Origin of the sequence: Streptosporangium sandarakinum (genome assembly GCF_013409935.1) — a bacterium.
Lineage (GTDB): Bacteria > Actinomycetota > Actinomycetes > Streptosporangiales > Streptosporangiaceae > Streptosporangium > Streptosporangium nondiastaticum.
The window spans coordinates 3,302,499-3,328,839 of sequence record NZ_JACCCO010000001.1 but is presented as its reverse complement, the minus strand read 5'-3'; the positions used below and the strand labels follow the sequence as shown (position 1 = coordinate 3,328,839).

General features: G+C 70.9%; 29 protein-coding genes and 1 pseudogene. 16 read left to right on the top strand and 14 right to left on the bottom strand.

Annotation, left to right across the window (positions count from 1 at the left end; all coding sequences use genetic code 11):
- Positions 1–23: 23 nt before the first annotated feature.
- The gene (locus HDA43_RS14920; RefSeq protein ID WP_246423991.1) at positions 24–971 is read left to right on the top strand and encodes an NAD(P)-dependent alcohol dehydrogenase; all 948 of its coding nucleotides are present in this window, start codon (positions 24–26) and stop codon (positions 969–971) included.
- A gap of 305 nt (positions 972–1,276) precedes the next feature.
- Here the strand turns inward: HDA43_RS14920 and HDA43_RS14915 are convergent, their stop codons facing one another.
- A complete protein-coding gene (locus tag HDA43_RS14915) occupies positions 1,277–2,161 on the bottom strand; it encodes a hypothetical protein (RefSeq protein WP_179821078.1) in 885 nt (294 codons plus the stop codon).
- A gap of 215 nt (positions 2,162–2,376) precedes the next feature.
- Here HDA43_RS14915 and HDA43_RS14910 point away from each other — a divergent pair, with 215 nt between their 5' ends.
- Both HDA43_RS14910 and HDA43_RS14905 read left to right on the top strand, forming a co-directional pair.
- The gene (locus HDA43_RS14910) at positions 2,377–3,864 is read left to right on the top strand and encodes a serine/threonine protein kinase (protein WP_179821075.1); all 1,488 of its coding nucleotides are present in this window, start codon (positions 2,377–2,379) and stop codon (positions 3,862–3,864) included.
- A 105-nt stretch (positions 3,865–3,969) separates the two neighbouring features.
- Positions 3,970–4,245, top strand: a complete 276-nt coding sequence (locus HDA43_RS14905) for a hypothetical protein (protein ID WP_179821073.1) — start codon at positions 3,970–3,972, stop codon at positions 4,243–4,245.
- Positions 4,246–4,328: 83 nt separating this feature from the next.
- On the opposite strand, the gene HDA43_RS14900 is transcribed toward HDA43_RS14905, so the two are convergent.
- The 3 genes from HDA43_RS14900 to HDA43_RS14890 form a co-directional block, all read right to left on the bottom strand.
- Positions 4,329–4,700 carry a DoxX family protein gene (locus HDA43_RS14900; protein WP_179821071.1) on the bottom strand — a complete coding sequence of 124 codons (372 nt, stop codon included), beginning with the start codon at positions 4,698–4,700 and terminating at the stop codon, positions 4,329–4,331.
- 155 nt (positions 4,701–4,855) lie between these two features.
- Positions 4,856–4,990: an SAM-dependent methyltransferase gene (locus tag HDA43_RS36700; RefSeq protein WP_376770476.1), complete on the bottom strand. Its 135-nt coding sequence runs from the start codon at positions 4,988–4,990 to the stop codon at positions 4,856–4,858.
- Positions 4,991–5,307: 317 nt separating this feature from the next.
- The gene (locus HDA43_RS14890) at positions 5,308–5,973 is read right to left on the bottom strand and encodes a class I SAM-dependent methyltransferase (RefSeq protein ID WP_179821069.1); all 666 of its coding nucleotides are present in this window, start codon (positions 5,971–5,973) and stop codon (positions 5,308–5,310) included.
- A 61-nt stretch (positions 5,974–6,034) separates the two neighbouring features.
- On the opposite strand from HDA43_RS14890, the gene HDA43_RS14885 reads away from it, so the two are divergent.
- Together HDA43_RS14885 and HDA43_RS35940 are read left to right on the top strand one after the other, a co-directional pair.
- A complete protein-coding gene (locus HDA43_RS14885; RefSeq protein ID WP_179821067.1) occupies positions 6,035–6,673 on the top strand; it encodes a TetR/AcrR family transcriptional regulator in 639 nt (212 codons plus the stop codon).
- A gap of 34 nt (positions 6,674–6,707) precedes the next feature.
- Entirely contained in the window at positions 6,708–6,839 is a 132-nt protein-coding gene (locus HDA43_RS35940) for a hypothetical protein (protein WP_281395095.1), read from the top strand.
- Here HDA43_RS35940 and HDA43_RS36695 read toward each other — a convergent pair.
- The 4 genes and pseudogenes from HDA43_RS36695 to HDA43_RS14870 form a co-directional block, all read right to left on the bottom strand.
- On the bottom strand, positions 6,782–7,084 hold the full coding sequence (locus HDA43_RS36695; protein ID WP_218911728.1) for a helix-turn-helix domain-containing protein: 303 nt from the start codon (positions 7,082–7,084) through the stop codon (positions 6,782–6,784). The genes HDA43_RS35940 and HDA43_RS36695 overlap by 58 nt on opposite strands.
- A gap of 1 nt (position 7,085) precedes the next feature.
- Positions 7,086–7,460 (bottom strand): annotated as a pseudogene (locus HDA43_RS36690) (recombinase family protein); the annotation flags it as partial.
- Between the two features lie 73 nt (positions 7,461–7,533).
- The gene (locus tag HDA43_RS14875) at positions 7,534–8,424 is read right to left on the bottom strand and encodes a hypothetical protein (RefSeq protein ID WP_179821064.1); all 891 of its coding nucleotides are present in this window, start codon (positions 8,422–8,424) and stop codon (positions 7,534–7,536) included.
- A 135-nt stretch (positions 8,425–8,559) separates the two neighbouring features.
- Positions 8,560–8,931 (bottom strand): YciI family protein, encoded by a 372-nt coding sequence (locus HDA43_RS14870; protein ID WP_179821062.1) that lies wholly within the window; start codon positions 8,929–8,931, stop codon positions 8,560–8,562.
- A gap of 242 nt (positions 8,932–9,173) precedes the next feature.
- Here HDA43_RS14870 and HDA43_RS14865 point away from each other — a divergent pair, with 242 nt between their 5' ends.
- Both HDA43_RS14865 and HDA43_RS14860 read left to right on the top strand, forming a co-directional pair.
- Positions 9,174–9,599, top strand: a complete 426-nt coding sequence (locus HDA43_RS14865) for a hypothetical protein (RefSeq protein WP_179821060.1) — start codon at positions 9,174–9,176, stop codon at positions 9,597–9,599.
- A 452-nt stretch (positions 9,600–10,051) separates the two neighbouring features.
- The gene (locus HDA43_RS14860) at positions 10,052–11,443 is read left to right on the top strand and encodes an MDR family MFS transporter (RefSeq protein WP_312873259.1); all 1,392 of its coding nucleotides are present in this window, start codon (positions 10,052–10,054) and stop codon (positions 11,441–11,443) included.
- A 57-nt stretch (positions 11,444–11,500) separates the two neighbouring features.
- Here HDA43_RS14860 and HDA43_RS14855 read toward each other — a convergent pair whose 3' ends face one another.
- Positions 11,501–13,537, bottom strand: coding sequence for a cellulose binding domain-containing protein (locus tag HDA43_RS14855; RefSeq protein WP_179821055.1), 2,037 nt, complete (start codon positions 13,535–13,537; stop codon positions 11,501–11,503).
- A 172-nt stretch (positions 13,538–13,709) separates the two neighbouring features.
- Complete coding sequence (locus HDA43_RS14850; RefSeq protein ID WP_179821053.1) at positions 13,710–15,188, bottom strand: endo-1,4-beta-xylanase; 1,479 nt, start codon at positions 15,186–15,188, stop codon at positions 13,710–13,712.
- 615 nt (positions 15,189–15,803) lie between these two features.
- Between HDA43_RS14850 and HDA43_RS14845 the strand changes: the two genes are divergently transcribed.
- The 3 genes from HDA43_RS14845 to HDA43_RS14835 all read left to right on the top strand — a co-directional run bounded on the left by HDA43_RS14845 (position 15,804) and on the right by HDA43_RS14835 (position 18,723).
- Complete coding sequence (locus HDA43_RS14845; protein WP_312873258.1) at positions 15,804–17,141, top strand: extracellular catalytic domain type 1 short-chain-length polyhydroxyalkanoate depolymerase; 1,338 nt, start codon at positions 15,804–15,806, stop codon at positions 17,139–17,141.
- A gap of 188 nt (positions 17,142–17,329) precedes the next feature.
- Positions 17,330–18,031, top strand: coding sequence for a helix-turn-helix domain-containing protein (locus HDA43_RS14840; RefSeq protein ID WP_179821050.1), 702 nt, complete (start codon positions 17,330–17,332; stop codon positions 18,029–18,031).
- Positions 18,032–18,168: 137 nt separating this feature from the next.
- Positions 18,169–18,723 carry a dihydrofolate reductase family protein gene (locus HDA43_RS14835; protein WP_179821048.1) on the top strand — a complete coding sequence of 185 codons (555 nt, stop codon included), beginning with the start codon at positions 18,169–18,171 and terminating at the stop codon, positions 18,721–18,723.
- Here the strand turns inward: HDA43_RS14835 and HDA43_RS14830 are convergent.
- Complete coding sequence (locus tag HDA43_RS14830; protein WP_179821046.1) at positions 18,693–19,523, bottom strand: helix-turn-helix domain-containing protein; 831 nt, start codon at positions 19,521–19,523, stop codon at positions 18,693–18,695. The two genes, HDA43_RS14835 and HDA43_RS14830, sit on opposite strands and share 31 nt — an antisense overlap.
- 19 nt (positions 19,524–19,542) lie before the next feature.
- Between HDA43_RS14830 and HDA43_RS14825 the strand changes: the two genes are divergently transcribed.
- The 4 genes from HDA43_RS14825 (at position 19,543) to HDA43_RS14810 (ending at position 22,914) form a co-directional block, all read left to right on the top strand.
- Positions 19,543–20,064, top strand: a complete 522-nt coding sequence (locus tag HDA43_RS14825) for a TIGR03086 family metal-binding protein (protein WP_179821043.1) — start codon at positions 19,543–19,545, stop codon at positions 20,062–20,064.
- 202 nt (positions 20,065–20,266) lie between these two features.
- Positions 20,267–20,818 (top strand): RNA polymerase sigma factor, encoded by a 552-nt coding sequence (locus tag HDA43_RS14820; protein WP_312873257.1) that lies wholly within the window; start codon positions 20,267–20,269, stop codon positions 20,816–20,818.
- 20 nt (positions 20,819–20,838) lie between these two features.
- Positions 20,839–21,426 carry a hypothetical protein gene (locus HDA43_RS14815; RefSeq protein ID WP_179821039.1) on the top strand — a complete coding sequence of 196 codons (588 nt, stop codon included), beginning with the start codon at positions 20,839–20,841 and terminating at the stop codon, positions 21,424–21,426.
- 291 nt (positions 21,427–21,717) lie between these two features.
- Complete coding sequence (locus HDA43_RS14810) at positions 21,718–22,914, top strand: acyltransferase family protein (protein WP_179821036.1); 1,197 nt, start codon at positions 21,718–21,720, stop codon at positions 22,912–22,914.
- Between the two features lie 30 nt (positions 22,915–22,944).
- Here the strand turns inward: HDA43_RS14810 and HDA43_RS14805 are convergent, their stop codons facing one another.
- Genes HDA43_RS14805 through HDA43_RS14795 form a run of 3 tightly spaced genes read right to left on the bottom strand, consistent with a single transcriptional unit; the run spans position 22,945 to position 25,323 of the window.
- Complete coding sequence (locus HDA43_RS14805; RefSeq protein ID WP_179821034.1) at positions 22,945–23,232, bottom strand: hypothetical protein; 288 nt, start codon at positions 23,230–23,232, stop codon at positions 22,945–22,947.
- A gap of 3 nt (positions 23,233–23,235) precedes the next feature.
- Positions 23,236–23,820 carry a GNAT family N-acetyltransferase gene (locus HDA43_RS14800; RefSeq protein WP_179821030.1) on the bottom strand — a complete coding sequence of 195 codons (585 nt, stop codon included), beginning with the start codon at positions 23,818–23,820 and terminating at the stop codon, positions 23,236–23,238.
- Between the two features lie 9 nt (positions 23,821–23,829).
- Positions 23,830–25,323, bottom strand: coding sequence for a helix-turn-helix domain-containing protein (locus tag HDA43_RS14795; RefSeq protein WP_246423990.1), 1,494 nt, complete (start codon positions 25,321–25,323; stop codon positions 23,830–23,832).
- A gap of 323 nt (positions 25,324–25,646) precedes the next feature.
- Between HDA43_RS14795 and HDA43_RS14790 the strand changes: the two genes are divergently transcribed.
- Both HDA43_RS14790 and HDA43_RS14785 read left to right on the top strand, forming a co-directional pair.
- The gene (locus HDA43_RS14790) at positions 25,647–25,982 is read left to right on the top strand and encodes a hypothetical protein (protein ID WP_179821027.1); all 336 of its coding nucleotides are present in this window, start codon (positions 25,647–25,649) and stop codon (positions 25,980–25,982) included.
- A gap of 25 nt (positions 25,983–26,007) precedes the next feature.
- Complete coding sequence (locus HDA43_RS14785; protein ID WP_179821024.1) at positions 26,008–26,187, top strand: hypothetical protein; 180 nt, start codon at positions 26,008–26,010, stop codon at positions 26,185–26,187.
- Positions 26,188–26,341: the final 154 nt, after the last annotated feature.

The window sequence follows — 26,341 nt, the reverse complement described above, 5'->3', positions numbered from 1 at the left end:
TGAGAACGATGGACGACCGCACGATGAGAGCAGTACTTTTCGACCGCTTCGGCGGCCCCGAGGTGTTGTACGTGGGCCGGGTGCCGCGCCCCGAGCCGGCGCCCGGCGAGGTGCTCGTGCGGGTGCGCGCGTTCAGCGTCAACGGCGGCGAACTGGCGGCCCGTTCCGGCAGCCTCCGTCTCTTCACCGGACGGAGGTTCCCGCAACGCGTCGGATTGGACTTCACCGGCGAGGTCGCCGCGCTCGGCACCGGCGTGACGGACGTCGCGGCCGGCGACCGTGTGTGGGGCGTCGTGGGCCGTACCGGGTTCGGCAGCGCCGCCGAGTACGTGACGGTCCGGGCCGAGCGGCTCGGCCGGGTCCCGGACGGACTGGATCTGGTGGCAGCCGCCGCGCTGCCGGTGGCGACCACGGCCATCACGGCGCTGCGCGACAAGGCCGGGCTGCGCCCCGGCGAACGACTGCTCGTACGTGGTGCCGCGGGCGGCGTCGGCAACGCCGCCGTCCAGCTCGGACAGGCATATGGCGCCGAGGTCACGGCCCTGGCCCGCGCCGCCAACCTCGACTTCGTCCGCACGCTCGGAGCCCACCACGCCATCGACCACCGGACCGTCCCGCCGGGGGAACTGGGCCTGTTCGACGTGGTCCTCGACACCGCGGGCACCGACCTGCGGGCCTTCCGGCGCCTGCTGGCGCCCGGCGGACGCATGGTCACCATCGCCTTCGACCCGACGCGGCCCGCCGCCTCACTCGGCTACATCGCTGCCAGCGCCGTACACGGACGCGGCCGGGTGCGCTTCTTCAGCGGCAACCCCACGCGGGCACTCTTCGACGACCTCGCCCATCAGGTGGCGGAGGGGGGACTGCGCCCCGCGGTGGACAGGTGCTTCCCGCTGGAGGAGACAGCGGCGGCACACCGGGCGCTGGAGGCGGGCGGGGTGCGGGGCAAGTACGTGGTCAGGGTCGACTGAGGAAGTCCTGACGGAGTGATCGAGGAATGCGTGTGATCGGCGGAAAGCCCCTGGGCGGTGCCGTATCGGGGACCCGCCGGCGTACATCGGCGCAACCGAGCAGCACGGGCGCCCTGAGCCGATCATGGCCGGGGCTCTCCCGGTCGTGATCGGCGGCAGCGGGCATGGCGGCCGCCCCGGTGCGACCGCGAAAAACGGGACGCGAGCCGGACCGGCAACACGATGCCGCCTGGTCCGCCCATCACATGTAGTGGTCGCCGGACGCGACGGGGCTCCGGTGCGCCCGCGGCGCCGTACGGGGTGTCTCAGGTGTTGCCGGAGTCCTCCGGGATGGGCTCGTTCCGCTCGCGGACGTACTCCAGCAGGTCGGCCTCGTCGATGACCTCGTCGGCGGGCGGGGCGGTGATGACGAGGCGGAAGCCCCAGCCGGTGTAGCGCGTGTCGCTCCGCTTGACCAGCGGGTCCTTCCCCTCTCCCACGGTGTCGGCGGTGACGAGGCGCTTGGGCAGGCCGGTCCGGTCGGTCCAGAGCCGCCAGGAGACCTTCCCCTTGCTCTTCGCGCCGACGGGCCGCCCCGAGGCCCAGTCGATGAAGGCGCCCTTGGAGAGCCTGCCCAGCTCCTTGCGGCTCAGGGTGCCCCGGTAGAGGAAGCCGCCGGAGACGCGCTCGCTCTTCGAGCACTTCAGCAGGGTCTTCATCAGGGACGTGTCGTACAGGTCTATCGGCTGCAGGCTGACGTCCCGGGCCATGTCCCGGTTCGTGCGTCCCAGGTGGGCGTCCGGGAACCGGATCCACTTCTTGCCCTCCGGGACCGGCCCGCCGGGATGGTCGGCGGCGTCGTCGTAGGTGTTCCTGCCGACGCGGATCATACGGTGGGAGATCTGCTTCCCGGGCGGAAGCTCCTTGGCCTTCGGCGCGGGAAGGTCCCGCCAGATGAGGTCCGCGGCGACCGGACCCGACGGGGCGAACTGGAGCCTGCCGGTGATCCGGGTCCCGCTCCCGGAGGTCGTCGACTTGGCACCGAAGTAGAAGCGGTCGACCTCGGAGATCCGGACGCCGTGCTCGCTGCGGAGCTGCCGTTTGATCGCACCCGCCGGATCGGGGGCGTCCGCCTGCGCGACGGCGGGACTCGCGGTGACCGGTGCGGCCCCGGCCAGTACGGCGGCCGCCAGCACAACCCATCGTCTCATTGGGGGTTTGTCCTTTTGTTAAGGCTTTGGGGTCACTAAGCGGAAAGAGAAGGGTGAATGCGATATTAACCCGCACGTTCCATCCAAAACTCGCCCGCCTTCGACGTCCGGCCGTGCCCTCCGCCCGGTCCCCCGGCGGCCGCCTCGGCGGGACCGTGGTGGGGCGGGTCCCGCGTCGCTAGTGTGAGGGGACGACCCCGCGCGTGGAGGAACCGATGCCCGCTGGTCCGCTGGAGCCGGGAGACCCGCGCGTCCTGGGGAGGTTCGAGGTGGCCGGGCGGCTCGGCGAGGGCGGCCAGGGCATCGTCTACGAAGGGCGAAGCCGGTCCGGCGAGCGAGTGGCGATCAAGGTGCTGCGCAGCGGCTCGGATCCCGCCGCGCGCCGCCGGTTGGCCAGGGAACTGCGGTCGGCGCTGCGGGTGGCCCCCTTCTGCACGGCCCGGGTGCTGGTGGCCGAGACCGACCGGCCGGACCCCTACGTCGTCAGCGAGTTCGTCGCGGGCCCCTCGCTCCACGAGCGGGTGCGTGACGGAGGACCCCTGCGCGGGGGCGACCTCGACCGCCTGGCGGTCGCCACGGCCACCGCGCTCGCCGCCATCCACAGCGCGGGGGTCGTCCATCGGGATTTCAAGCCGGCCAACGTGCTGCTCGGCCCGGACGGCCCACGGGTGGTCGACTTCGGTATCGCCCAGTTGCTCGACGCGAGCACGATGCCCTCGTCGATGTCCGGCACGCCGCCGTACATGGCTCCCGAACAGCTCAACGGCGTGTACGGCTCGCCCGCGGCCGACGTGTTCTCCTGGGCCTCGACCATGGTCTACGCCGCCACCGGCCGCGCGCCGTTCGGCAGCGACACCGTCGCCGCGGTCTTCCGCCGGATTCTCAGCGCCGAGCCCGACCTCACGGGCGTTCCGTCACCCCTGCGGGAGACGCTGGCCGTCTGCCTGGCCAAGGACCCCGGGGCACGCCCCTCGGCCCGGGCGCTCATGATCCGCCTGGTCGAGCCCGGCGTCCCGACCGTCACGGTCCCCGAGGTCGGCCCGGTGCCCACCGCCTACCTGCCCGCCGGCTGGAACGGCCGGGCGGACCCGGAGACGGTGCCGCGGCACGACGAACCGGCGCCCCGGCGAAGGCGGAGACCCGCCGTGCTGATCGCGGTCACCGGGATCACCGCGGCGCTCGTGACGGCGGCGGTGCTGTACGCCACAGGAGTGCTCGGCGGCTCCCCCGGTGGCGACCCGACGGGGTCGAAGGGCGCCACCGGCACGGGCGGGGAAACCGGATCGCGTTCGGTCACGGACGGGCGACCGGAACCGTCCCGCTCGGCCGCGGACGGGCGGTCACGTTCCGCGGCGCCGTCGGCGCAGTCCTCGGTCCAGCCGGGCGGGGGAGTCCCGGAGGCGTTCGCCGGCACGTGGACGGGCCGGGTCGTCTCGCAGGACGCCCGGCGGAAGGCCGTCGACATCACGCTGACCCTGTCGGGTGACCGGCCGACGGGGACGTGGCGGACCGGTGCGTGCGATCAGCAGGTCGTGCTGACCCGGGTCAGGGCCGGGAACGTGCTCGACCTGACCCGGGTGCAGCGGGACCAGTGCGTGGGGGGAGACATGACCCTCACCCTGAAGGACCCGGCGACACTGGACTTCGTCGGTCAGGAGGGCGCGGGCGCGCTGGAGTACCGCGGAAGCCTGAGCAGGCCCTGAGCAGGCCCTGAGCCGGTCCCGGGCGGGGAGGGCACGGGCATGCGACCACGTCGGCCCCCACTCGGGTCCGCGTCACCGGCCGCAAGTAACTCTGTGTGACTGTCGTTGCGTAATGCGGCCACGGACTCTCTCCTTGAGGCCGCCGGACAGGACGCCTCGGACGGGTACGGGCAGACTCAGGTCGCCAGTGGCGCCACTGGCGCCAGCGGCGGCTGGCGCGCGTTTTTGCAGGAGCTGAAGGAGGACCCGGGGCCGCTGCGGCTGGAGACGCTGCCGGCCGAAATCGTCAAGCTGGAGCGGGTCAAGGCGATCGGCCTGCCGGCCGCGTTGTCCGAGGGGGTCTCGGGGCTTGAGCAGCAACGGAACGGCCAGTCACGTTAAGGAGCCCGGCGGGCTCGTCTTATCATGACCGGCCGTTCTGATGTCGGTGGCCTGCGAGGGGCCTCTCCAGAACTCGCCAGAGGTCAGAAAGCGTAAGGGCCGAAGCGGCCCCAGGCGATGACAACGGACAGCGCGAGCAAGGCCACGTTGACAGCGATGCCCGACGACTCCTTGCGGCGGGCGTGGGTGGCGGCCGCACCGAGCATGGTGATGGCCAGGCCGGTAGCGGCCAGCGGAGTGAGGGTTGGGACGATGCCGGTGACGGCGGGCAGGATCAGGCCGACGGCACCGAGAAGTTCGACCACGCCGATCAGACGAACCTGGGTGGCGGTGAAGTCCTCCACCCAAGGCATCACGGGGCGCAGCTTCTCCTTGGGCCGGACGGACTTCATCACCCCGGCCAAGCCGAAAGCGGTGGCCAGGACGGCCTGCAGTATCCACAGGAACACGTTCATATCAGTAGCTCTCTCCACGGGACGATGCAGAGGTGTTCGGCCTGGTCGCAGACATAGGCGATGGGTGTCGTCTACGAGAGGTCATGGTCCTGCGACCAGGTTGATCACTGGACGGCCGGCGGGGGCCCGCCAGCCGGAACCTCAGTAGTAGGAGCTCATGAGCTCGGTGGCCCAGGCCGGTTGGGTGACCGGGTGGCGGGGGCGAACTCGATCAGATACGGCTTGATATCGAGGACGGAGGTGCCTGACAGCGCGTCCGGATCGGCGACGTGCAAGTTCAGGCCGTCCACGGCGAGGAGCCGGCAGCGGGAGACACCAAGACGGTTGGGACGGTATGGCCCCGGTGGGCGAAGATCCCTACAGGGGCCGCGCTCGGGTTCCCTCGTGGGGGGCGGGGATCGGTGCGTACCTTGGCCGGGTCGATCCGATCGAAGAGGAGGATGACCTTCAGGCCGGGCACCGCCGAGGCGGTAAAGGTCTCACCGTCCAGCCGGATCACGGCTCGAACGTCGTGCCAGCCGTCTTCGGCCGTTAAGCCGCCCAAGCTCGACTTGCTCGGGCGGCGTGAGGCTTGCCACAGACCCACAGAAACCGCGACCGGAGATCGCTAGGCGTCGCGGCGCAGCGTGAACCAGAAGGTCGGCACCGAGTTGGTGCCCGGTGTGACGTCGAGTAGTTCCCAGCCGGGGAACCTGGCGCGGAGTTCGTCGGCTGTGACGCCCGCCGCCCACGACGTGAGCTGGGTCGGACCGCCGAGCGGCTCGGGGCCGTACCCGAACATCAGCAACCGTGCTCCGGGAGCGGCGCGGTGGGTGAGCCCGGCGGCGTAGGCGTCGCGGCGGTGCAGCGGGATCCCGCAGTAGCAGCTCAGGTCGAAGAACAGGTCGAAGGGGCCCGGCACGTCCAGCTCGTCGAGGCGGGTGGCGTCTCCGTGCAGCAGCCGTACCGCCACTCCCGCCTCCGCAGTCTTCTCCCTGGCCTGGTCGACGGCGCGGTCGATCAGGTCGACGGCCGTCACCTCCCAGCCGTGCCGTGCGAGGTAGATGGCGTTGGTCCCCGTGCCGCAGCCGAGTTCGAGGGCGCGGCCGGGCGGCAGCACGCCGTGTCCCTCTACCAGGGCGACCAGCTCGGGCGGCGTCACGCCGGTGTCCCACGGTGGCTTGCCGGTGCGGTAGTAGCCCTCCAGCGCGCGGTGGACGGACTCCTCCTCCGGGTCTCGCCGCGTTGAGGCCAGGTCCGGTTCCGGCTTCTGGGTGGTGTTGGGCTTGTCCATCGTCTCCTCCAAGAATCTAGAGTTGAACTCTAGTGACGTACTCTAGAGATATACTCGCAATATGGACAAGGTCAAGCGGCCGGACAAGCGAGCCGAGCGCTCACGCCGCACCCGTGAAAAGGTCGTCGAGGTGGCTCGCGAGCTGTTCGTCGCGCAGGGTTACGGGGCGACGAGCCTGCAGGAGGTCGCGGACCGGGCGGGCGTGGCCGTCCAGACGGTCTATTTCGTCTTCCGCAACAAGCGCACGCTGTTCAAGGACGTCGTCGACGCATCCATAGCCGGGGATACCGAGCCGGTCGCCACCATGGATCGTGAGTGGTTTCGCGCCGCATGCGCCGAGCCCACCGCGGCCGGGCAATTGCGCGCGCACATCCACGGCACCCGCGAGATCCTGGGCCGGGTCGCCCCGATCATGCCGCTGATCGCGGCTGCCGCGGCCACCGACCCTGAGATCGCCGCACAGTGGCCGGAAGGCCCCGACCCGCGTTACACCGTGCAGTACGCAGCGGCCGAAGCCCTGGTCCGCAAGCCCGACACCCGTCCCGGCCTCTCCGTCGAGATGGCGGCGGACCTACTGTTCGGCCTGCTCAGCCCGCAGCTCTACCTGATCTTCGTCCGCGACCGCGACTGGTCACCGGACACGTGGGAAGAGTGGGCCCGCACCGCCTTGACCTCCCAACTCTGCGCCGACCCCGGCTAGGCGGACGGACGTCACGATGGTCCTCCAGCCCGCGATGCTGGTAGCTGACCAGCTGGCCGGCCTTCTGCGGGCCGGGGCGGACAACCTGACCGACACCCGTACCGGGCCCTACGCCGACCAGATCACCCCGGCCACCCAAGCCCCGGGGCCGGTAGGCCGACCATGACAAACAGAACTCCGACCCTGTCCCGGCTGCGCCCTGTCCAAGGTCTTCTTTGGCCGGCGGGGCACAGTGTCGCCCTTCAGATGCCCGTACACCGTCGAGCGCGGCACCCCGAACAAGTCCGCGATCTGCTGAACGGTCTTGTCCCGCGTGTCGTACAGCTGCTGGGCGAGGGCGGCCTGGTCGGCGGTGAGCTTGGGCCGGCGTCCGCCGACCCGGCCGCGGGCGCGGGCTGAGGCCAGGCGCACGGGCTGAGGCCAGGCCGTCCAGCGTGTTGGCCACGATCAGCTCGCGCTGCAGCTCGGCCAGGACCGACAGCATGCCGAACATCGCGCGGCCCTCCATCGTGTCGGTGTCGATGCCCTGCTCGGTCACATGCAGCCCCACCCCGCGTTCGCGCAGGTCCGCCCCGAGGGTGACCAGGTGCAGGACCGAGCGCGACAGCCGGTCCAGCCGGGTGACCTTCAGCGTGTCGCTCTCGCGTAGCAGCTTGAGGACCAGATCGAGGCTGGGCGGGGAGGCCTTGGCGCCACCGGCCTTGTCCAGATGGATGGCACTGCGGTCGACGCCCGCGCGCAGCAGCGCGTCGATCTGGTGGTCGGGGTTCTGGTCGGTGGTACTGATCCGCGGGGGGCGTCCGGCGTCATGGCCGATGCCGGCCGCACCGGTCGACGCCGGTCCGGCGCCCGGCCGGCGTTCAGCCCGCCCGGACGATCTGGAACGAGTAGGGCCCGGTCTTCGCCGTACCCGACCTGACCACGAGCGCGTACCGGCCGTCCCCGTTGGAGAGCGGGATGTCGGACTCGTACCCGCAGAGGGGGATGGGCTGCCGCGGGCTCGCGACGCTCCTCTGCGCGGCGTCCACGAGCTCCAGCTCGATGGCCTCGCACGCCCCGGCCCCGCCGAGGATCTTGATGGCCGACGCGCCGTCCGCGTCGAACTCGAAGCGGTCGACGCGTCCGGGGACGTCCAGCCGTCCCGCGCCGTCCGGGCCGCCCTCGCCGATCCGCAGGCCGATCGCCGCCGGGAACGTGCGGACCTTCACCGTCGCGATCCGGAAACCGTACGGCCCGACGACGTTCGTGTTCCCGAAGACCTCCAGCCGGTGCCCGCCCGCCTTGGTCAGCTTGACGACGGACGTTCCCCAGCTGAGAGCGACGTCGGACGGGCCGACCGGCCGGCCGTCGACCTCGGAGTACACCTGGAGCCGGATGTCGTCACCGGTCATGTCGGTGACGTAGAACTCCCTGGCGTCACCCAGATCCAGGGCGAATCCGTCCCGCTGCCCGGCACGGGTGAGCTCGGATGCGACGGTGCCGCCGTCGGTGAGGACCCCGCCCGGCCGCACCGCCGTCCGGTCCGGGGCCGGATCGCCCGTCCCGGCCGGCTCACCGCTCTCCGCGGACTCGGTGGTCCGGGTGATCTCGGGAGCCCCGGCGGTGACCGTGACGGTCACGCGTTCCGGGGCGGGCCGATCGTTCCCGGGGACGCCGGCGCCGCATCCGGTGACGATCAGGAGCATGAAGGCCGCGCCGGCGGCGAGCCGGAGGGGTGGCACGCCACGGCGGCCGGTGGAGGAGGCTTCCATGTCGGCCATTGTGCGAAGCCCACTTGCAGCCCGCTTTCGTCGCGGGTCCGTGCCCCCGGAGCCCGCGGGAGCGACGCCGCGGCGTACGCCCCCGCTTCCTCGTCTCCCCGGCGCGTCACCCGGTACGGTGGCCGGTCACGCTGTGAACTCCTCGCCCATGATCGGCCGGATCTCGATCGGTTCGCCCAGCACCTCGACGATCCGTGAGGCGATCTCCACGGCTCGTTCCCGGCCGCTCACGTCGATCACGGCGAAGCTGGCCAGGACCTCCTTGAGCTCGGCGAAGGGTCCGTCGGTCGCCGCCACGCCGTCCGGGGTCCTGCGGACCGTGGTGCTGACCACCGGGTGGCCGAGGCCCACGCTGGTGACGAACTCGCCGGTCTCGATCAGCTCCCGCTCGAACCTCTGGTACGTGGCGAAGGCGGTCATCGCCTCCTCGGACAGCGCGTCAGGGGTGGCGGCGTCCCAGTCGGCGGCCGGGGTGTAGCCGAGCAGCAGATATTTCACGGGGGTCCTCCTCGGTCTTTCACGGTGAATGTACGCAAGGTCCGGTGGAACGGCGGCCGATGAGGACGGAGACGGTGGTCACGGCTTCCTCCTCGGCCAGGTCATATCGGATACCTCGTGGCCGGGTCCGGGATCTCGACACGACCCGACTGTGACGTACATCACATCAGATGCGTGTCGAGACCCGTCATCCGCCTCCGAGGTACCGGCGAACACACACCACGACCCGAGAGGGAGACGAGATGTCTGAGAACTACCAGCCGAGCGCCGGTCTGAAGGCTCTGGACCGCCTGGTCGGCACCTGGAAGATCACCGGCGGCGCGGAGGGGACCGTGCGGTACGAGTGGATGCCCGGCGGGTTCTTCCTGCTCCAGCACGTCGACCTCAGCCAGTCCGGCGACTCGGCCACCGGCCTGGAGGTGATCGGTAACCTGCGGCCGTTCGGCGAGCCGGCCGGTACGGAGGTGGTGTCGCGGTTCTACGGCACGTCCGGCGACACCCTCGACTACGTCTACGAACTGATCGGCGACGAGCTGACCATCTGGTGCGGCGCGAAGGGCAGCCCCGCCTACTACCGGGGCACCTTCAGCGCCGACGGCAACACGGCCACCGGCGGGTGGGTCTACCCCGGTGGGGGCGGGTACGAGACCACCATGACCCGGATCTGAGACCGGCCCGCACCGCGAGCCCGTACGGCCGCTCCGGGCGGCCGGGGATCGGTGAGGCCCGCCGGGCAGGGCGGTCACCGTTCCCCGGCCGGTTCGCCGGCGTTCCGGGCTCGCGGTCACCGGTGGATCCGGGGAGCGTGGGGCGTCCGGAGGCCGTGGCGCGGGGCTCCCCGGCGGTCCCGTGATCCTCGCGTACCGGTGAAAACCGGGTGACATCTCGTATCACCCACCGGAATGCTGGAGGCGGTCGATGGGTTTTGTCGGTGGCGTCGGTCACTCTTTACATGACCGCGACTTCTTGCGAGACCCATGGCCGCGACGCCGGCCGTGACGACATCATGTCCGACGAACCCGATCGAGGTGCTGTGTCCGTCCCCCAGCTCGACTCTCCCGCCGAGTCCGTGAAGGCCGCTCCGGATCGTCCCCGGGCCGTTCCGGGACGCACCCCACCCGTGATCCGGCTGCTGGTGCTCGCCACGTTCGTGGTCATCCTCAATGAGACGATCATGGTCAACGCGATCCCCCAGCTGATGAGCGCGCTGCGCATCACCGCGCAGACGGCCCAGTGGCTCTCGACCGCCTTCATGCTGACCATGGCCGCCGTCATCCCGGTCACCGGTTGGTTCCTGCAGCGGGTCTCCACCCGTCAGGCGTACACCGTCGCGATGGGCCTGTTCCTGCTCGGTACGGCGCTGGCCGCCGTCGCGCCGACGTTCGAGGTGCTGCTGGGCGCCCGCATCGTCCAGGCGTCCGGGACGGCGGTGATGATGCCGCTGCTGATGACCACGTTGATGCAGGTGGTGCCGGAGTCGGACCGGGGCCGGGTGATGGGCAACGTCAGCCTGGCCATCTCGGTCGCGCCCGCGATGGGCCCGACCGTCTCGGGGGTGATCCTCCAGCTCGGGTCCTGGCGGCTGCTGTTCGCCGTGGTGCTCCCCATCGCCGCCGTGATCACATGGCGCGGCCTCGCGCAGCTCAAGAACGTCGGGGAGCCCGAGTTCAGCACCGTCGACTGGCTGAGCGTGGTGACCGCCGCCCTCGGCTTCGGCGGCCTGGTCTACGGGCTCAGCCGGTTCGAGGGCGGTGACGCCGGTGTCGCCGCCGCGATCGTGGCGGCCGGTCTGGCGGCCATCGCCGTCTTCGTCGTCCGCCAGCTGCTGCTGCAGAAGCGCGGCGCGCCGCTGATGGACCTGCGCACCCTGCGCCACCGCACCTTCACGGTCTCGCTGATCCTGATGTCGGTGGCCTTCATGGCGATGCTCGGCTCGATGATCCTGCTGCCGCTGTACCTGCAGAGCGTCCGCGGGCTCACCCCCCTGCAGACCGGGCTCCTCGTGATGCCGGGCGGCCTGGCGATGGGGCTGCTCGGCCCGGTCGTCGGCCGCCTGTTCGACCGGTTCGGCGGCCGGGTGCTGGTCGTCCCCGGCGCGATCGGGATCGCGCTCGCGCTCACCGGCTTCACCCAGGTCACGATGACCATGCCGTTCTGGCAGCTCCTCGGCCTGCACGCGCTGCTGATGGTGAGCCTGGCCGCGACCTTCACCCCGGTGTTCACCCTCGGGCTCGGAGGGGTCCCCCCGCACCTCTACCCCCACGCCAGCTCGATCCTGAGCACGTTGCAGCAGGTCGCCGCGGCCTTCGGCACCGCGCTCGTGATCACCGTGATGAGCACGCGGACCGACGCCCTGAGGGCCACGGGCGTCACCGACGCCCTCGCCGTCCTCGGCGGCATGCGGCTGGCCTTCGTCATCGGCGCCGTGCTGTCCGTGGTCGTGGTCGTCACCGCCCTGATCCTGCCCGCCCGGGCGGACAACGCCGGCGAGTTCGGAGGACACGGGCACTGAGACCGGCTCCGCCGCCGGTGCGGGCACCGGCGGCGGGGGTCGTGCGGGTGGTTCCGCTCACCGGGTCGTGCAGACGGTTCCGTTGAGGGTGAAGACCTCGGGCAGCACGTTCGGGCCGCTGTAGTTGCCGACGTAGCCGACCGTGGCCGTCGCGCCGGTGGCCAGCGAACCGTTGCCGGGCTCGTTGACGACCTTGATGTCCTGGCCGTTCTGCGCCCAGACGGCGCTCCAGCCGCTGCCCAGGCTCTGCCACGCCCTGGGCCAGCCGAAGGTCAGGGTCCAGCCGCTGACCGGTGCGCCGTTGTTGGTGATGTCGATGGAGCCGACGTAGCCGCTGCCCCAGTCGGACTGCTTGGTCAGGCGTACCGAGCACGAGCTGGAGGCGGGCGTGCCGGTGGTGAACGTCAGCGGCGCGGAGGGGGAGGAGACGCCGCCGCCGCTGTCGCGGGCGATCACGTTGACCGTGTGGCGCGTGCCCGGCTTCAGGTTGCTCACGATGAGCGAGGTGCCGGCGGTCTCGCCGATCTGCTCGCTGACGGCTCCGTTCTGGAGGTGGACCTCGTACTTGGCGATCGGGCGGGTGCCGGCGGAGGCGGCGGGCCAGGAGATCGTGGCGGCCCGGTCCGTCACGGCCGAGGCCGCCGGCTGCCCGGGTGCGCCCGGCAGGCCCGCCTGGGCGGAGGCGGGACGCACGATGACCGTGGTCAGCGAGAGGGGCGGCAGTGTCCGGCTGGTCGCGTCGCCCGTGGCCGAGGTGGTGATGCTCGTGGCGCCGTTGGTGTGGGTCAGCGCGGTGGGGGCCCCGGACGCCGGGCTGAAGCCGGAGTAGTCGATCGCGACGGGGTACGACGTGTCGGACGAGGTGTTGATCAGCATGACGGCCAGCGCGCCGTCGGGGCGGCGCACGGCGTGCGCGGTGACCTTCGCCTGGTCGGTCGCGGCCCGGATGAACCGGTCACCGGGGCGGGCGAACCTGCTCACCATCTGGAGCGCGTGGTACGGCGCGAAGGGCGTGTTCGCCGCCGGCTCGCAGACGCCGCCGTCGGTGCACGTCCCGCTCGACAGCAGGCCGAAGTCGCCGTAGTCGGTGTGCCCCTCGACCTCGGTGACCTTGCCGATCCCGTTGTGGACGTTCCACCAGTCGACGGTGAACACCCCGTTCGCCAGCAGCGTCGCGTAGGCGTCGGCGGCGGCCAGGGCGCCGGGCTGGGTCGTCGCGCCGCGGTCGCTCGACCCGGTGTTGAACTCGGTCATCGCGATGCCGATCCGCTCGGACCCGGCTCCCGCGTGCTCCGCGATCTGCTTCCGGACGAGCTGGATCATGTCCGGGACCTGCGCGGCCCTGTCGAAGGCGCCGGGGTACCAGTGCAGGATCACAAAGTCGATCTTCGGTCCGGCGGTGGACAGGACGACCTCGTTCCAGCTCCCGGCGTCGCCGTCGGCGACCAGGGCGTCGGGCCAGTTGGCGGGTGTGGTCAGCACCGCGCCGACCTTGATGGTCGGGTCGACGGCCTTCATCGCGTCGGAGTAGGCCACGACGTTGCGCGCGTACTCGGCCGGGCTCTTGTCGGCGTGATCATCGGCCTCCCAGGCGGCGCCGTAGTGGCCGTTGCCGTAGTTCTCGTTGCCGATCTCCCAGTACCTGACGCCGTAGCCCTTGGTGACGTTGGCGCGCCGTACCCAGGCCGCGGCCTCCTCCGCCGTGCCGGTGCCGTAGTTGGCGGTCACCATCGGCTGCGCCCCGGTGCGCCGTACCCCGCGCATGAAGGTGTCGAAGTCGGTGTCGGGGGCGACGTAGCCGCCGGGAGCGGTGTGGTCGGCCCAGTGGTAGATGTCGGAGTAGGAGCCGCCGGGGTAGCGCAGCAGCTTCACCCCGGCGTCTTTGAGCAGGTCGGCGGTCTCGTCGGTGCCCAACCGGGAGTCCCAGATCGCATGGTTGGCTCCGACGGCGGTCTCGGGCACGGAGGCGAGCGCGGCGCGGGCGTTGACGGTCACCGCGACCGGGGCGGTCTCGTCGGCGTACGCCGTGGGCGCCTGCAGGACGGCCAGCGCCAGCAGTACGGCGGACGCGGCCCGCAACAGAGGTCTTGGCATCGATGACACCTCAGATCGATAGCGGCCTTCATTCGACGCCTCCCCTGACCCGGAGGCAACATGATCGTGGGTGGCCGCTCCACGCCCGTCAACCGACGGTGAAACTTTCACGCCGGAGGGCCCCCGCGGCGGGTCGTGCCGCGGGGGCCCGAGGGCCGGCCGGCAGGTGGGGTCAGCCGGTCCGGGTCCACTTCTGGTTGTCGCCGCCCCAGCAGGAGTAGAGCTGGAGCCTGGTGCCGTTGGCGGTGCCCGATCCGACGGCGTCCAGGCAGAGCCCGGACTGGACGCCGACGATGGTGCCGTCGGCGTTCAGGCGCCACTTCTGGTTGTCGCCGCCCCAGCAGGAGTAGATCTGGATCACGGCGCCGTTGCCGGTGCCGCCGGCGTCGAGGCACTTGTTGCCGTAGACGCGGAGCTCTCCGGCGGAGGTGGAGGTCCACTGCTGGTTGGTGGCGCTGTGGCAGTCCCAGAGCTGGACCTGGGTGCCGTCGGTGGTGCTGCTGTTGGGCACGTCCAGGCAGCGGCCGGAGGCGACGCCCCTGATCTGCCCGCCGCCCGGCGGTGGGGAGGTGGGCGTCGTGGTGGGCGTCTGGCTCGGGTCGGGGCCGGGGGAGGCGGCGTTGAGGGCGTTGAGCACCGAGTTGTAGGCGGCCTTCTTGTTGCCGTTGCCGTCGAACAGCAGCGGGGTGTCGCCCGAGCGCCAGGAGTCGGTGTCGCGCACACCCCACACGGTGATGCCGACGCAGCGCGACACGGCCAGGCAGTCGTTGGTCACGTTGGCGTAGGTCGTGGCCGAGGCGCCCTGGATGTCCAGCTCGGTGATGGCCACGTCGACGCCGAGGGCGGCGAAGTTCTGCAGGGTGGTGCGGAAGTTGCTGTTGTAGGGGCTGCCGCTGTTGAAGTGGCTCTGGAAGCCGACGCAGTCGATCGGCACGCCGCGCTGCTTGAAGTCGCGGACCATGTTGTAGACGCCCTGGGTCTTGGCCCAGGTCCAGTTCTCGATGTTGTAGTCGTTGTAGCAGAGCTTGGCGGACGGGTCGGCGTTCCGCGCGGTGCGGAAGGCGACCTCGATCCAGTCGTTGCCGGTCCGCTGGAGGTTGGAGTCGCGGCGGTTGCCGGAGCCGTCGGCGTACGCCTCGTTGACCACGTCCCAGGCGTAGATCTTGCCCTTGTAGTGGGCCATCACGCCGTTGATGTGATCGATCATCGCCTGACGCAGGCTGGAACCGGACAGGGACTGCATCCAGCCGGGTTGCTGTGAGTGCCAGGCCAGGGTGTGCCCGCGGACCCGCTTGCCGTTCTGGACGGCCCAGTTGTAGATGCGGTCCCCGGCCGCGAAGTTGAACTGGCCCCGCTGGGGCTCGGTGGCGTCGATCTTCATCTCGTTCTCGGCGGTCACCATGTTGAACTCGCGGCTCGCGATCGTGGTGTACGCCGAGTCGCCGAGCTTGCCCCCGGCGATGGCGGTGCCGAAGTAGCGCCCGCTCTGCGCGGCCGCCGCGCCGAGCGTGCTCTCCGCGGCGTCGGCGGGAATCTGCATCGCCAGCGCCGTGATCGTGCCGAGCGCGCCGAGGGCGCCGGCGAGCAGGGCCCGGCGGAGGCCGCCGAGGGGTCGCCGGGTTCCGGGCGGGGGTATGGCGTTTGAACCCATGCCTTGAGCCTCCATAACTGGGTCACGGGAAAAGGGGGGAACGGGGAGGGCCCCGCGGGACCGACGCCCGCCCCATCGCCCCACAAGGGACCACGCACCACCGGGCGTCGAGGACGGTGGTCCTCTCCGCGCACCACCACCCGCGGGGCCGTCCTGGGGACCCAGTGTGGAAATGTCTCTGAAACCTGTCAATAGCTGATTGAAACTTTCGGAATGCGTTTTGCGTGCCCGATTCACACGTGTTCCGACGTCCGGCCCATTTCCTGGGATTTCCCGGCGTTCTCCTGCCGGACGGTACGGTGCGACATCGCGCCGTATGAGGCTTCGCGAGTGAAATTTTCAGAGACGCGCCCGCATCGGCCGGGCGCGGCTTCCCCGATAACACGAGATGAGCCCCGCCCGGCCGCCGCGCACGCCCGCGCGACGGGCTCCGGGCCCTTGACGCGCCTTCCCGCCTCGTATTTGCTCCGCCCACCACCACCGTCTCCACCCACCCGGTGGAGAACCGTCTCCATCCGCCCGACGGGAGGTCCCCCGTACCCGGCGGGCCGGACCGGCGGCGACCACCGGGAGCCCGACCGGATGGCCCACTCCCAGAACTGACGAGGACATGGCGTGAAACGAACACTCAAAGCCGTGCTGGCGGTCATCGCCCTGCCCCTGGTGATCGCGGGCATGCTGGCGGCGACCCGGCCGGTGGCGGCGGCGTCGCTGACCCGGGTGACCGGCTTCGGCAACAACCCGACCAACCTGAACATGTACCTCTACGTGCCCGACCGGGTCGCGGCCCGGCCGGCGCTGCTGGTGCTGGTGCACTACTGCACCGGCACGGCCTCGGCGATCTTCAACGGAAACGGGCACGACTACGTCACCGCCGCCGACCGCTACGGCTACATCATCGTGCTGCCCGAGGCCACCCGCAGCGAGAAGTGCTTCGACGTGTCCACCCCCGCCGCGCTGCGCCGCGACGGCGGCAGCGACTCCACCGGCATCATGTCGATGATCTCCTACGCCCGCCAGCGCTACAACGTCGACCCCGCCCGGATCGTGGTCAGCGGCATCTCCTCCGGCGCGATGATGACCAACGTCCTGGCCGCCGAGTACCCCGACGTCTTCGCCGCCGGAGCGGCCTTCTCCGGGGTCCCGGCCGGATGCTTCGCCACCACCAACGGCTCGCTGTGGAACAGCCAGTGCTCCGGCGGCACCCTCATCAAGACCGCCCAGCAGTGGGGCGACCAGGCACGGGCGATGTATCCCGGTTACGCCGGCCGCTACCCCCGGATGCAGCTGTGGCACGGCACCACCGACACCACGCTGGCCTACCCCAACTTCGGCGAAGAGATCAAGCAGTGGACCAACCTCCACGGCCTGAGCCAGACCCCCGCCTTCACCGACCACCCGCAGTCGTCCTGGACCCGCACCCGCTACGGCACCACCACGACCCAGGCCACCGTCGAGGGCATCAGCGTCAGCGGCGTCGGCCACTCCCTGCCGCTCAGCGGCCAGATCTCCTACGCCATCTCCTTCCTCGGCCTCGACGGCACCACGTCCTCACCCTCTCCGTCAGCGACCCCGTCGCCCTCTCCGTCGGTCACCCCCTCGCCCAGCGCCACCCCGACGCCCTCCGGTGAACCGGGCGCCTGCCGGGTCGGCGTCACCGTCAACGCCTGGAACACCGGGCTGACCGACAACCTCGTCATCACCAACACCGGATCATCGCCGATCAACGGCTGGTCCCTGGCCTTCACCCTCCCCGGCGGCCAGACCGTCACCGGCGGGTGGAACGCCACCTACACCCCCGCCGGCGGCCGGATCACGGCCAGGAACGTCACCTACAACGCCTCCCTGGCACCCGGAGCCTCCACCGAGATCGGCTTCCAGGCCACCCACACCGGCGACACCGGCAAACCCACCGCGTTCACCCTCAACGGAGCCGCCTGCACCCTCTCCTGACACGTCGACCGGCTCCACCCGAGCCGGCCCGTCCCTCGCGGTGAGCCGGCTCGGCCCTCCCGGCTCACCGGACCTCCTGGCTCATCGGCCTCCCGGCTCGCCGGGCGGCGCGGTGTTCCGGCGGGTCCCGTGCCACACTCCTGATCATCGGCACCGGCGGCGCCGACAGGGTGAAGGGAACGGCTCGGATGGGGCTGGAGATCGAGGACCGATCGTCCGACTCGCCGTACATCGAGCGGGTGTGGCGGAGCACCAGTCACGGCGTGGAACGGATGACGTCCGTCGCGACCGCGCACTGGGACCTGGTCTTCTGGGAGCACCGCGGCCGGGTCAGCGTGGCCGTTCAGGGGCCGGAGTCGCGGGCGAGCCCGGCCCACGTGCCCGAGGACGCCACCTTCTTCGGGATCAACTTCTCGCTTGGCACCTCGATGCCGCATCTTCCGACCGGCCGGCTCGTCGACGGCGCCGTGGAGATCCCGGACGCGACACGCACATCCTTCTGGCTGAAGGGTTCCACCTGGCGCGTTCCCGACTACGACAACGCCGAGGCGTTCGTACGGCGGATGGCACGCGAGGGCGTCCTGGTCGATGACCCGCTCATCGCCGCGGTGCTTCGCGGTGACCCGCCGGACGTGTCCGAGCGCACCGTGCAGCGGCGCTTCGCGGCGGTGACCGGGCTCACCCGCGGCGCCGTCCGGCAGATCGACCGCGCCCGGCGGGCGGCGATCCAGCTCCAGGAGGGCGTGCCGGTCCACGACGTCATCCACCTGCTCGGATACTTCGACCAGCCGCACCTGGCGCGGTCGCTGGCCCGCTACATCGGGCGGACCGCCACGCAGCTGAGCGCCCGGGGTCCGTCGGAGCCGCTGTCGCTTCTGTACAAGACCTGAGCGTCGTGCCCGCCTAACCTCGTGGCCACAGCCATCGTCCGTGGCGGAGGATTCCGCCGCCGACGCCGGCGAGGAGAAAGGGCCTGCCGCCCCGCCGCAGGGCACTTCTCAGACCTCGACGACAAAGGAACAGCGCAATGGCCAAGATCGTTTCCAACTTCTTCATCTCGCTGGACGGCGTGACCGAGTCGCCGGACCGGTGGCACTTCCCGTACTTCGACGACCAGATGGGCGCGGCGGTCGAGGCGGGCATGCGGGACGCGACGGCGTTCCTGATGGGCCGCAGGCTGTACGAGGAGTGGGCGGCCTACTGGCCGACGGCGGACCAGGACCAGGACTTCGCCAAGTTCATCAACGACGCCCGCAAGTACGTCGTGTCGAACACCCTGCGGGAGGCGGACTGGAACAACACCACCGTCGTCTCCGGTGACGTCGCGGCCGGGCTGCGCGAGATCAAGGAGCGGACCGAGGGCACCATCCAGATGTCCGGCTCCGCGACGACCGTGCGGTGGCTGCTGGCCGAGGGGCTGCTCGACGAGCTGAAGCTGCTCGTCCACCCGATCGCCGTCGGCCACGGTCAGCGGCTGTTCGAGGACACCCCGACCCACAGGCTGAAGCTGGTCGAGTCCGAGACGTTCCGGTCCGGCGTGCTCAACCTGACCTACGTCCTGGAGCCGCCGAGCCGGGCGTAGGCCGCGGGCGACATGCCGACCGCGGCGGTGAAGTCGCGGGTCAGATGGGCCTGGTCGGTGTAGCCGAGCTCGGCGGCCAGCGTCGCGAGGTCGAGGCCCCGGTACACCTGCTCCGCGGCCTCGTGCAGCCGGAAGCGGCGGATCACCCATTTGGGGCCGACGCCGACGTAGTCGCGGAACAGCCGCTGCAGCGAGCGCACCGACCGCCCCGCCCGGGCGGCCAGCTCGTCGACCCGGGTCACGGACACGTCGCCCTCCGCCGTCGCCACCAGCGCCGCGACCTCCTCGGCCACCGGGTCCCGCCGGGGCTCCAGGTCCAGCAGGAAACCCTCGACGAGCGCGACGGCGGCCCGGGCGCCGGGCTCGGTCAGGACACGCCCGACCAGCGTCGCGCCCGCCGCGCCGTACATCTCGCCGATCTCCGTGAAGCGGCCGGTCAGCCGGGACACCGGGCCGCCGAGGAACGGCCGGAAGCCACCCGGGCGGAAACGCGTGCCGAGCACGCGGCCGCTGCCCCGCATCGTGTAGGAGAACCCGCCTCTGATCACCCCCGCGATCTGGTGGAAGTCATCGGTGATCGTCATGTTCACGGTGGGATGGGAGACGATGCGCTGCTCGTACGGCTCGGCGAGGCCGGTCCACGTGACGACCCAGAAGTGCTCGACGTACGCCGCGAGCTCCGGTGACGGCGCCTGCCTGACGTAGTCGAAGGCGTCGAGCCCCGCGTACGGGTCCACCCAGCCGCGCTGTCGCGTTTCTACAAGCCGGGCCTCGGGCGGACGAGGCACGCTTACTGCCATGGACGACATGATGCCCTTGATGAGGCGCGCCACCGAACGGACCGCGGAACTGGTGCGCGAGGTACGGCCTGAGCAGCTCGGGCTTCCGACGCCGTGCGAGAAGTTCGACGTCAGCGAGCTGCTCAGCCATCTCGAATGGGTGGCGGAGATGTTCGAGTCGCTGGCCGACGGGGGGCCGATGACCGAGCAGGGATCGTACGCGGGCGACTTCCCCGAGCGGGCGGAGCGCACGCTGGCCGCCTGGTCGCGGCCGGAGGCGTGGGAGGGCGCCAGCCCCGCCATGGGCCTGCCGATGGGCGTGCTGGCCCACATGTACCTCGTCGACATGGTCGTGCACGGCTGGGACCTGGCCAGGGCCGTCGGTCAGGAGTACGAGCCGGACCCCGAGGCGGTCTCGCGGGCGCTGAGCTTCACCGACCAGATGGCGGAGACGGGCAGGCAGCGCGGCGCCTTCGGGCCGCCGGTGGCGGTGCCGGACGACGCCCCGCCGTTCGACCGCCTGCTCGGCGTCATCGGCCGGGACCCGGCCTGGACGCCCTGACCACCCGGGCGCCCTGCTCCCGCGCCCGGCATCATCCGCCGAGGAGGAGCAGCAGGGCGCCTTCGAGGAGGTTTCCGGCGAGGACCGCGATCGCACCCGCATCGCCTCGGAGCAGCGAGAACGAGGAGAGCCGCCGTCTCTTGTGACCCTTTGCTCGCTTCTGACCAAGTAAGGGTGTCAGGCGATGAAGGGAGCAGTGCCGGTGCGTCGTAAACGGGCGGAGATCGCCAGGGATCACGCGGCGTTCGAAGCCTTCTACCGGCGGCACGTCGACGCGGTCACCCGCTTTCTCGCTCGGCGCGTCGATGATCCGCACACGGTCGCCGACCTGGTGGCCGAGGTGTTCATGGCGGTCCTCGACTCCGCCCACACCTACCGGGCCGAGTCGGGAAGCGAGGTCGCGTGGCTGTACGGCGTGGCACGCAACACGCTCTCCAGCGAGCGGCGCCGGTTGTTCAGGCAGTCGCGGCTCACCGACCGGATGAGCGGGCGGCGGCCGTTGGACGGCGACGACCTGGCCAGACTTGAGGAGCGCATCGACGCGGAGCGGCCCGCCAGGCGGGTCCTCGCGGCCATGGCCGGCCTGCCCGAGGGGGAGCGCGCCGTACTGGAGCTGGTCGTCATCGACCAGCTCACGGTCACCGAGGCGGCGACGGCCCTCGGCATCCGGCAGGGGGCCGCCAAGATGAGGCTGCACCGCGCCCGCCGCACGCTGCAAGGACTGCCCTTCGTCATGGAAGGAACACCGGGATGAGCTTCGAGGAGCGAATACTGATGGAACTGAAGGACGAGATCACGGCGCGTGCCGAACGGCGCCGCCGTACCGGCCGCCGCCTGTTCGCGGGGGCGGCGGTGGCCGGGCTGGCCGCGGCGGCGGCGATCGTGGTACCGCTGCTGACCGGGGCGGAGCAGCCCGCGTACGCGGTGACCAGGAACACCGACGGCACGATCGACGTCAGGCTCAACGAGTTCAGGGACGCCGACAAGCTGGAACAGGACCTGGGGAAGCTGGGGGTGAACGCCGACATCACCTACCTCCCGCCCGGCAAGTGGTGCGGCGAGGGGAGAGGAAAGGCCGTCGGAGGCGACGGTTCCCCGGAGGACTGGGACGCCTCCGCGTCAGGCAGGGCCGCTCGGCTGGATCCCGACGGGTTGAGGATCGACCCCCGGTACGCCGGGAAGGGGCGGACCCTGGTGATGATGTTCAGCGAGGCCAGGAACGCGTCCGCCGGTTCGAAGCCGAAGACGGAGTGGCAGTTCGGTTCGTTCGTGGTCGAGGGCCCGGTTCAGCCGTGCGTGGTCGTCGACAACCCGCTCTGGAAGGACACCGGCGGCTCCGGCCAGCCCCCGGCGGGTGACTGATCCTCGCGGAGCCGGTCCGGCCGTGAAGGCGATGGTCGCTCGAAGGCGATGCCGCCTGAGAACGATCCGCCGAGGTCCCGCGTGATCGTCCTGGTCGCGCGGGACCCGTGTTCCACCCGTCGAAGGCCGTCGTGGCCGCCGGACGCGTGGACACCGTAGGGCCGTCGTGGCCGCCGGATGCGTGGACGCCGTTACGGCGACGCCTTCGGCGGCCGGTGACCGTCGGTGCTTATCTCTCGTTATTTCTAAACATCAGAGCATTTTCCGGACATTGATCATTAGCATCGTCGGATGCTCACTGCTCCGGTGGCGGCTCGGCAGACCGGGCGGCGTATGGCCTGGCTCGACGCCCTCCGCGGCCTCGCCGCCCTGTTCGTGGTCTTCGAGCACGCGCTCCAGCCCCTGCTGCCCGAGGCGCGGACACCCGTCAAGGCGGTCTTCGAGCCCGGATGGTACGGCGTGACCGTGTTCTTCCTGGTCAGCGGCTACATCGTGCCCGCATCGCTGGAACGGCGGGGCGACGTGCGCGCCTTCTGGGTCTCCCGCTTCTTCCGGCTGTACCCGCCGCTCGCGGTGTGCGCGGTGGGCGTGCTGCTGCTGAGCGCGGCCGGCTGGGACGGCCTGCACATCTGGTGGGGCTCACGACCGGTCTCCCTGACAGCGGGCCATCTGATGATGCTGCAGAACCTGCTGGCCATGCCGAACCTGGTGAACGTGCTGTGGACGCTGTCGTACGAGATGGCGTTCTACCTGCTGCTGACCGCGATGTTCAGCCTCGGCCTGCACCGGCGGAGCATCGCGTACGCGCTCGCCTTCACCGCGGCGGCCGTGGCGGGCGCGGGCGTGCTGCCGGTCGCGCTGCTCTCGGCCGGCGGTTCGGGCCGGATGCTGACGGCGACGCTGGTGGTGGCGGCCCTGGTGACGGCGGGCCTGGCGGCGGTGCTCGCGGGCTCGGGCGCGGTACGGCGGGCGGGCGCGATCGTCATCGGGGTGACCGTGCTCGGACTCCTGGCGGTCAACCAGAGCTACCCCGGCCCCTGGCAGGGGCTGCTGATCCTGGCCACCATGTTCGCCGGAACGGCGCTGTACCGGGCCGAGCAGGGCCAGATCCCCTGGGGGCGGGCGGGCTGGGTGGCGCCGGTGCCACTGGCCGGGATCTGGCTGGCGCGCGGCGACCTCGGCACCCAGACGGCCGAGGCAGCCGCCTGGCTCACCTTCGTCGCCGCGATGGCGCTGCGGCACCGCGGGATGCCCCGGGTCCTGTCCTGGCTGGGGCTGGTCAGTTACTCGGTCTACCTGCTCCACCCGCTGCTGCTGGAGAGCGTCCAGTGGTTCTGGCCCGAGCCGTCGGCCGTACCGCTGGGGGCGCGGCTGTCGGCACTGGCGGGCGTGGTGGCGGCTCTGCTCGGCCTCAGTGCGCTGACCTGGCGTTTCGTGGAGGCCCCGGCGCAACGGCTGGGCAGGCGTCTCATCTCGGCCGGCGGCTGACGCCCTGAGCCGGGAACGCCGGCCGTACCCCTACCGGGTCGGCGCGAAGGACGAGGAGACCAGCCAGACGACGGCGGCCGTGACCACGACCGCGACGGTGAGATCCCTTGCCCGTCTGGAGAGCACGGCTTCCCGCCCGCGGACCACGCGCCACGCCAGGCCGACGACCCCGGTTCCGGAACTCCGCGTCTCCGGGTACCGGACGGCCGCCGCGACGAGGACCGCGGCGGGAAGCAGGTGCCATCGCACCGAGGCGGCGAAGGACGCCGGGAAGTCACCGCCGCACCGGTCGATGTACAACGATGGGGCGTCCGGCACGCTCTACGCGCCTGAGGACGGCCGGGAGTCGTCCGCTCCCGGCCGGCGCCACTCGGGCGCCAGGATGGAATGCACGACCGAGTCCCGCCACCGGCCGCGGACCTTCAGGTGCCCGCGGATGCGGCCCTCCTCCACCATCCCGAGCCGGCCCATCACCCGGGCCGACGCCTCGTTGAGCGGACTGCGCGCTCCCCAGACGCGGTACAGGCCGAGTTCGTCGAAGCCCAGGCGCAGCAGCAGCCGTACGACGTCACCGCCGAGGCCCTGCCCCCACTGGTCGGCCCGCAGGGCGAACCCGATCTGGCCGCTGCTCTGCCCCGGATGCTGGGTGTCGACGGCCAGCCGGGCGAACGCGATGAGATCGCCGTCCGGCCGTACCGCCGCGAGAGAGTACTCGGTGCGCGGTACGGCCTGAGCGGCTCCCGTCACGGCGGTGATCGTCGCCTCCACCTGCTCGCGGCTGCGCGGCTCGAAGCTCATGTGCTCGGTGACCTCCGGGTCACCGTAGATGGCGGTGAGGGCGTCCACGTCATCCGGCGTGAACTCACGCAGGCCGACGCGAGCAGAGGTGATCGTGACGGGGTACATGGGGTGAGATTAACGGCCTCGGGGCAGCGCGATACCGGCTGATACCTGCCCGTATACCTCGATCCGCTGCTGGAGTTCCCGCGCGGTGGCCGCGCCCCGGTGGCCGGGGTCGCGAAGCGCGGTGTGCACCCGCATCGCACTCGCCACGATGCCGCCGATGCGCTGGTCGGCGGGCAGCTCCAGCACCGGGTCCAGCGCTTCGGCCGCTCCCTCCAGGTCGCCCATGGTGACCCTGGCGAGCGCCTGGTCGGCGCGGGCCCCCGCCTCGTCGCTGAAGGAACGCTCATGGTCCGGAGCCTCCTCGTAGGCGATGATCGCCTCTTCGGCGACGCGGTCGGCGTGCTCCTCCTGCCCCGGCAGCCATACCCGGGTGTCGGCGTCGTAGTAGAGCTGCCGCGGCCGGGGGAACGTCATGATGCCGCCGAGCTCGTCCAACTCGTCCGGCTCGACCTGTTCGCGCGCGTCGTTGGCGCGCTCGATCGCGGCGAGCGCCTGCTCGCCGTTGCCGAGTACGGCCCACACCCGAGCCTCCTGCGCCGGCAGCCACACCGAGCCGGTGCCACGGGTCCGGCCGGCGAACTCGCCGCCGAGCTGGGCGTAGCGGGCGGCCTCGTGCGGCCATCCGGCCCAGTAGGCGATCATCGACTGAAGGCCGCGCGTCCAGGTGCGCAGCCCGTCGTGGCCGGCGTTGTCGGCGCAGATGAACGACGCGCGGGCCTGCTTCATCGCCGAGTTCGGGTCGCCGAGGTCGTGTGAGGCTTTGGCGAGCATGCCGCTGAGGACGCCGGCCATGAGGTACATCTCCCGCGCTTCGGCGGGCCGCTGGCGGCCTTCCAGCAGGCGGAACGCCACGTCCTGAAGGTCGACCAGGTCGCCCATGAGGGTGGTGAGAGGCTGCTGCTGGTAGGCCCGGGTGAGGCGCGTGGCCTCTTCACGGAGCTGGTCGAGGGTCTCCGGTCCGATGTTGCTTCCCTCCGCGGTGACGGCGAAACGGAGGGCTCTGTGTGCGGCCATTTCTACCTTTCTTTGCAAGCTGTCGGATTCCGGCTGGATCAATGACCGGGTCGGTGCTACGACTGGAGGCGGTGCCTTCCCGACCGGACCGGCGGGGAATGAGCCGAACCCGGCGTTGCAGCGCATCAGGATGTTCCGCTCCGACGGCTCCAGCCGATCCAGGGCGAAAGGGTCCAGCAATCTCAACGGCGTGGTGCCGTAGATGCCGGCCAGGGCGATGATCTGTGTCGCCTGCGGTGCCCGGGAGCCGCGCTCGGGGAACATCTCCAGCCTCGACAGCGTCGGCTGGTCGATGGGCAGGGCGGACGCATCCTGCCGATAGCGCACGATGACATCGGGTTGGCTCCAGCCGTGCGCCAGGCGGAACGCCGCCAGCCGTGACCCGCCGCAGCGAAGGCGGATCTCTTCGGCGATCTCCTCCAGGCCACGGCCTTGCCGGATCATGTCATCGCGCAGTTTGTTGATGTCCCTCTTGCTCCACCCGCTCATCACGGCTCCCTGGAATGAGGCTCTGTCCGCAGGTTGCCGGTGAAAGCCAACATCGGGCAACTGTACAAATCGGGCAGTGGTCTTTCCGGTGGCATGGAACAAATATGTTGGCCGAGTAACCGCAGGTCAGATGGCTTTCGTGGTGCATAGAAAGTATGTCGCCGCACCCGGTGACCAGAGGTGGCGTGGAGGCGTTCAATGGCTTCAGCGATCGGTTCCCGAGAAATGCGCCCTCCATCCTGTGTGACCGTTTATGGCCTTGTGTTTCCGGACTGCTTCCGCATGTTCCTACTGATACGCACGGCCGCTCCGAGGAGGTGACCATGACCTACGAGACGGCCCCGCCGAGCACAGCCGCCCATCACATGGCCCTGTTGCGCCGCGCCCTGGCGGAGAAAGGCATCTCCACGGTGGGTTCCGACGTCATGACGACAGCCGGCGGCCACTGCACACTGAGCCTCGCGCCGGGTCTGATCGTTCGGAGCGTTCCGCACGTGTTCCGCTGGTTCGGCGACGGCGGCATGGTCCGGCATCCCTCGTCCGACCCCGAGGGCGCCGCCGGCCTCCTGGTGGAGTTGTTCGACCGGAACCCGAGTCTGCGGCGTCAGCGGGAGTACCTGGAGGCGCTTGCCGAACCCGCCGGAGCCTCGCCCGTCTGACCCGCTGATCGGCGGAGCACTGATCGTGCGGACCGGTTACAACGGCGAGGCCGTCTACTGGAGCCCCGAACCGGGCGCCCCCGTCGAGAACGCCCCCGCCTCCGACCTGACCGGCCCCGCCCGCCGGATCACCGAACGCGTCCACCCCGCCGGGCATTCGCCCGGCCGGGTACGCCCGTCGGCGCCACCCGCCGTGTCCCGGTGAACAACCGCAGGTCAGATGCTGTTGAGTGAGGCTCGCTCGTGCCGTACCGGCGGGGGAGGCGCGGCTTATGCCCATCGGTGAGGCAGGCGGGTGGGAAGGTGGAGATGAGGCGTCGGGAGGCGTAGGCTCCAGGGCCGGTAAACGGCGGCCGGCC

What these genes read in the sequence shown, in the direction of transcription:
- HDA43_RS14835 (WP_179821048.1), top strand. Translation starts at nt 18,169, where the DNA reads ATGGCCAAGATCGTTTCCAACTTCTTCATCTCGCTGGACGGCGTGACC.
- HDA43_RS14800 (WP_179821030.1), bottom strand. Translation starts at nt 23,820, where the DNA reads ATGTACCCCGTCACGATCACCTCTGCTCGCGTCGGCCTGCGTGAGTTC.
- HDA43_RS14815 (WP_179821039.1), top strand. Translation starts at nt 20,839, where the DNA reads ATGGAACTGAAGGACGAGATCACGGCGCGTGCCGAACGGCGCCGCCGT.
- HDA43_RS14885 (WP_179821067.1), top strand. Translation starts at nt 6,035, where the DNA reads ATGGACAAGGTCAAGCGGCCGGACAAGCGAGCCGAGCGCTCACGCCGC.
- HDA43_RS14830 (WP_179821046.1), bottom strand. Translation starts at nt 19,523, where the DNA reads ATGGCAGTAAGCGTGCCTCGTCCGCCCGAGGCCCGGCTTGTAGAAACG.
- HDA43_RS14865 (WP_179821060.1), top strand. Translation starts at nt 9,174, where the DNA reads ATGTCTGAGAACTACCAGCCGAGCGCCGGTCTGAAGGCTCTGGACCGC.
- HDA43_RS14825 (WP_179821043.1), top strand. Translation starts at nt 19,543, where the DNA reads ATGAGGCGCGCCACCGAACGGACCGCGGAACTGGTGCGCGAGGTACGG.
- HDA43_RS14850 (WP_179821053.1), bottom strand. Translation starts at nt 15,188, where the DNA reads ATGGGTTCAAACGCCATACCCCCGCCCGGAACCCGGCGACCCCTCGGC.
- HDA43_RS14890 (WP_179821069.1), bottom strand. Translation starts at nt 5,973, where the DNA reads ATGGACAAGCCCAACACCACCCAGAAGCCGGAACCGGACCTGGCCTCA.
- HDA43_RS14910 (WP_179821075.1), top strand. Translation starts at nt 2,377, where the DNA reads ATGCCCGCTGGTCCGCTGGAGCCGGGAGACCCGCGCGTCCTGGGGAGG.
- HDA43_RS14900 (WP_179821071.1), bottom strand. Translation starts at nt 4,700, where the DNA reads ATGAACGTGTTCCTGTGGATACTGCAGGCCGTCCTGGCCACCGCTTTC.
- HDA43_RS14790 (WP_179821027.1), top strand. Translation starts at nt 25,647, where the DNA reads ATGACCTACGAGACGGCCCCGCCGAGCACAGCCGCCCATCACATGGCC.
- HDA43_RS14855 (WP_179821055.1), bottom strand. Translation starts at nt 13,537, where the DNA reads ATGCCAAGACCTCTGTTGCGGGCCGCGTCCGCCGTACTGCTGGCGCTG.
- HDA43_RS14875 (WP_179821064.1), bottom strand. Translation starts at nt 8,424, where the DNA reads ATGGAAGCCTCCTCCACCGGCCGCCGTGGCGTGCCACCCCTCCGGCTC.
- HDA43_RS14795 (WP_246423990.1), bottom strand. Translation starts at nt 25,323, where the DNA reads ATGAGCGGGTGGAGCAAGAGGGACATCAACAAACTGCGCGATGACATG.
- HDA43_RS14920 (WP_246423991.1), top strand. Translation starts at nt 24, where the DNA reads ATGAGAGCAGTACTTTTCGACCGCTTCGGCGGCCCCGAGGTGTTGTAC.
- HDA43_RS35940 (WP_281395095.1), top strand. Translation starts at nt 6,708, where the DNA reads ATGCTGGTAGCTGACCAGCTGGCCGGCCTTCTGCGGGCCGGGGCGGAC.
- HDA43_RS14915 (WP_179821078.1), bottom strand. Translation starts at nt 2,161, where the DNA reads ATGAGACGATGGGTTGTGCTGGCGGCCGCCGTACTGGCCGGGGCCGCA.
- HDA43_RS14840 (WP_179821050.1), top strand. Translation starts at nt 17,330, where the DNA reads ATGGGGCTGGAGATCGAGGACCGATCGTCCGACTCGCCGTACATCGAG.
- HDA43_RS14810 (WP_179821036.1), top strand. Translation starts at nt 21,718, where the DNA reads ATGCTCACTGCTCCGGTGGCGGCTCGGCAGACCGGGCGGCGTATGGCC.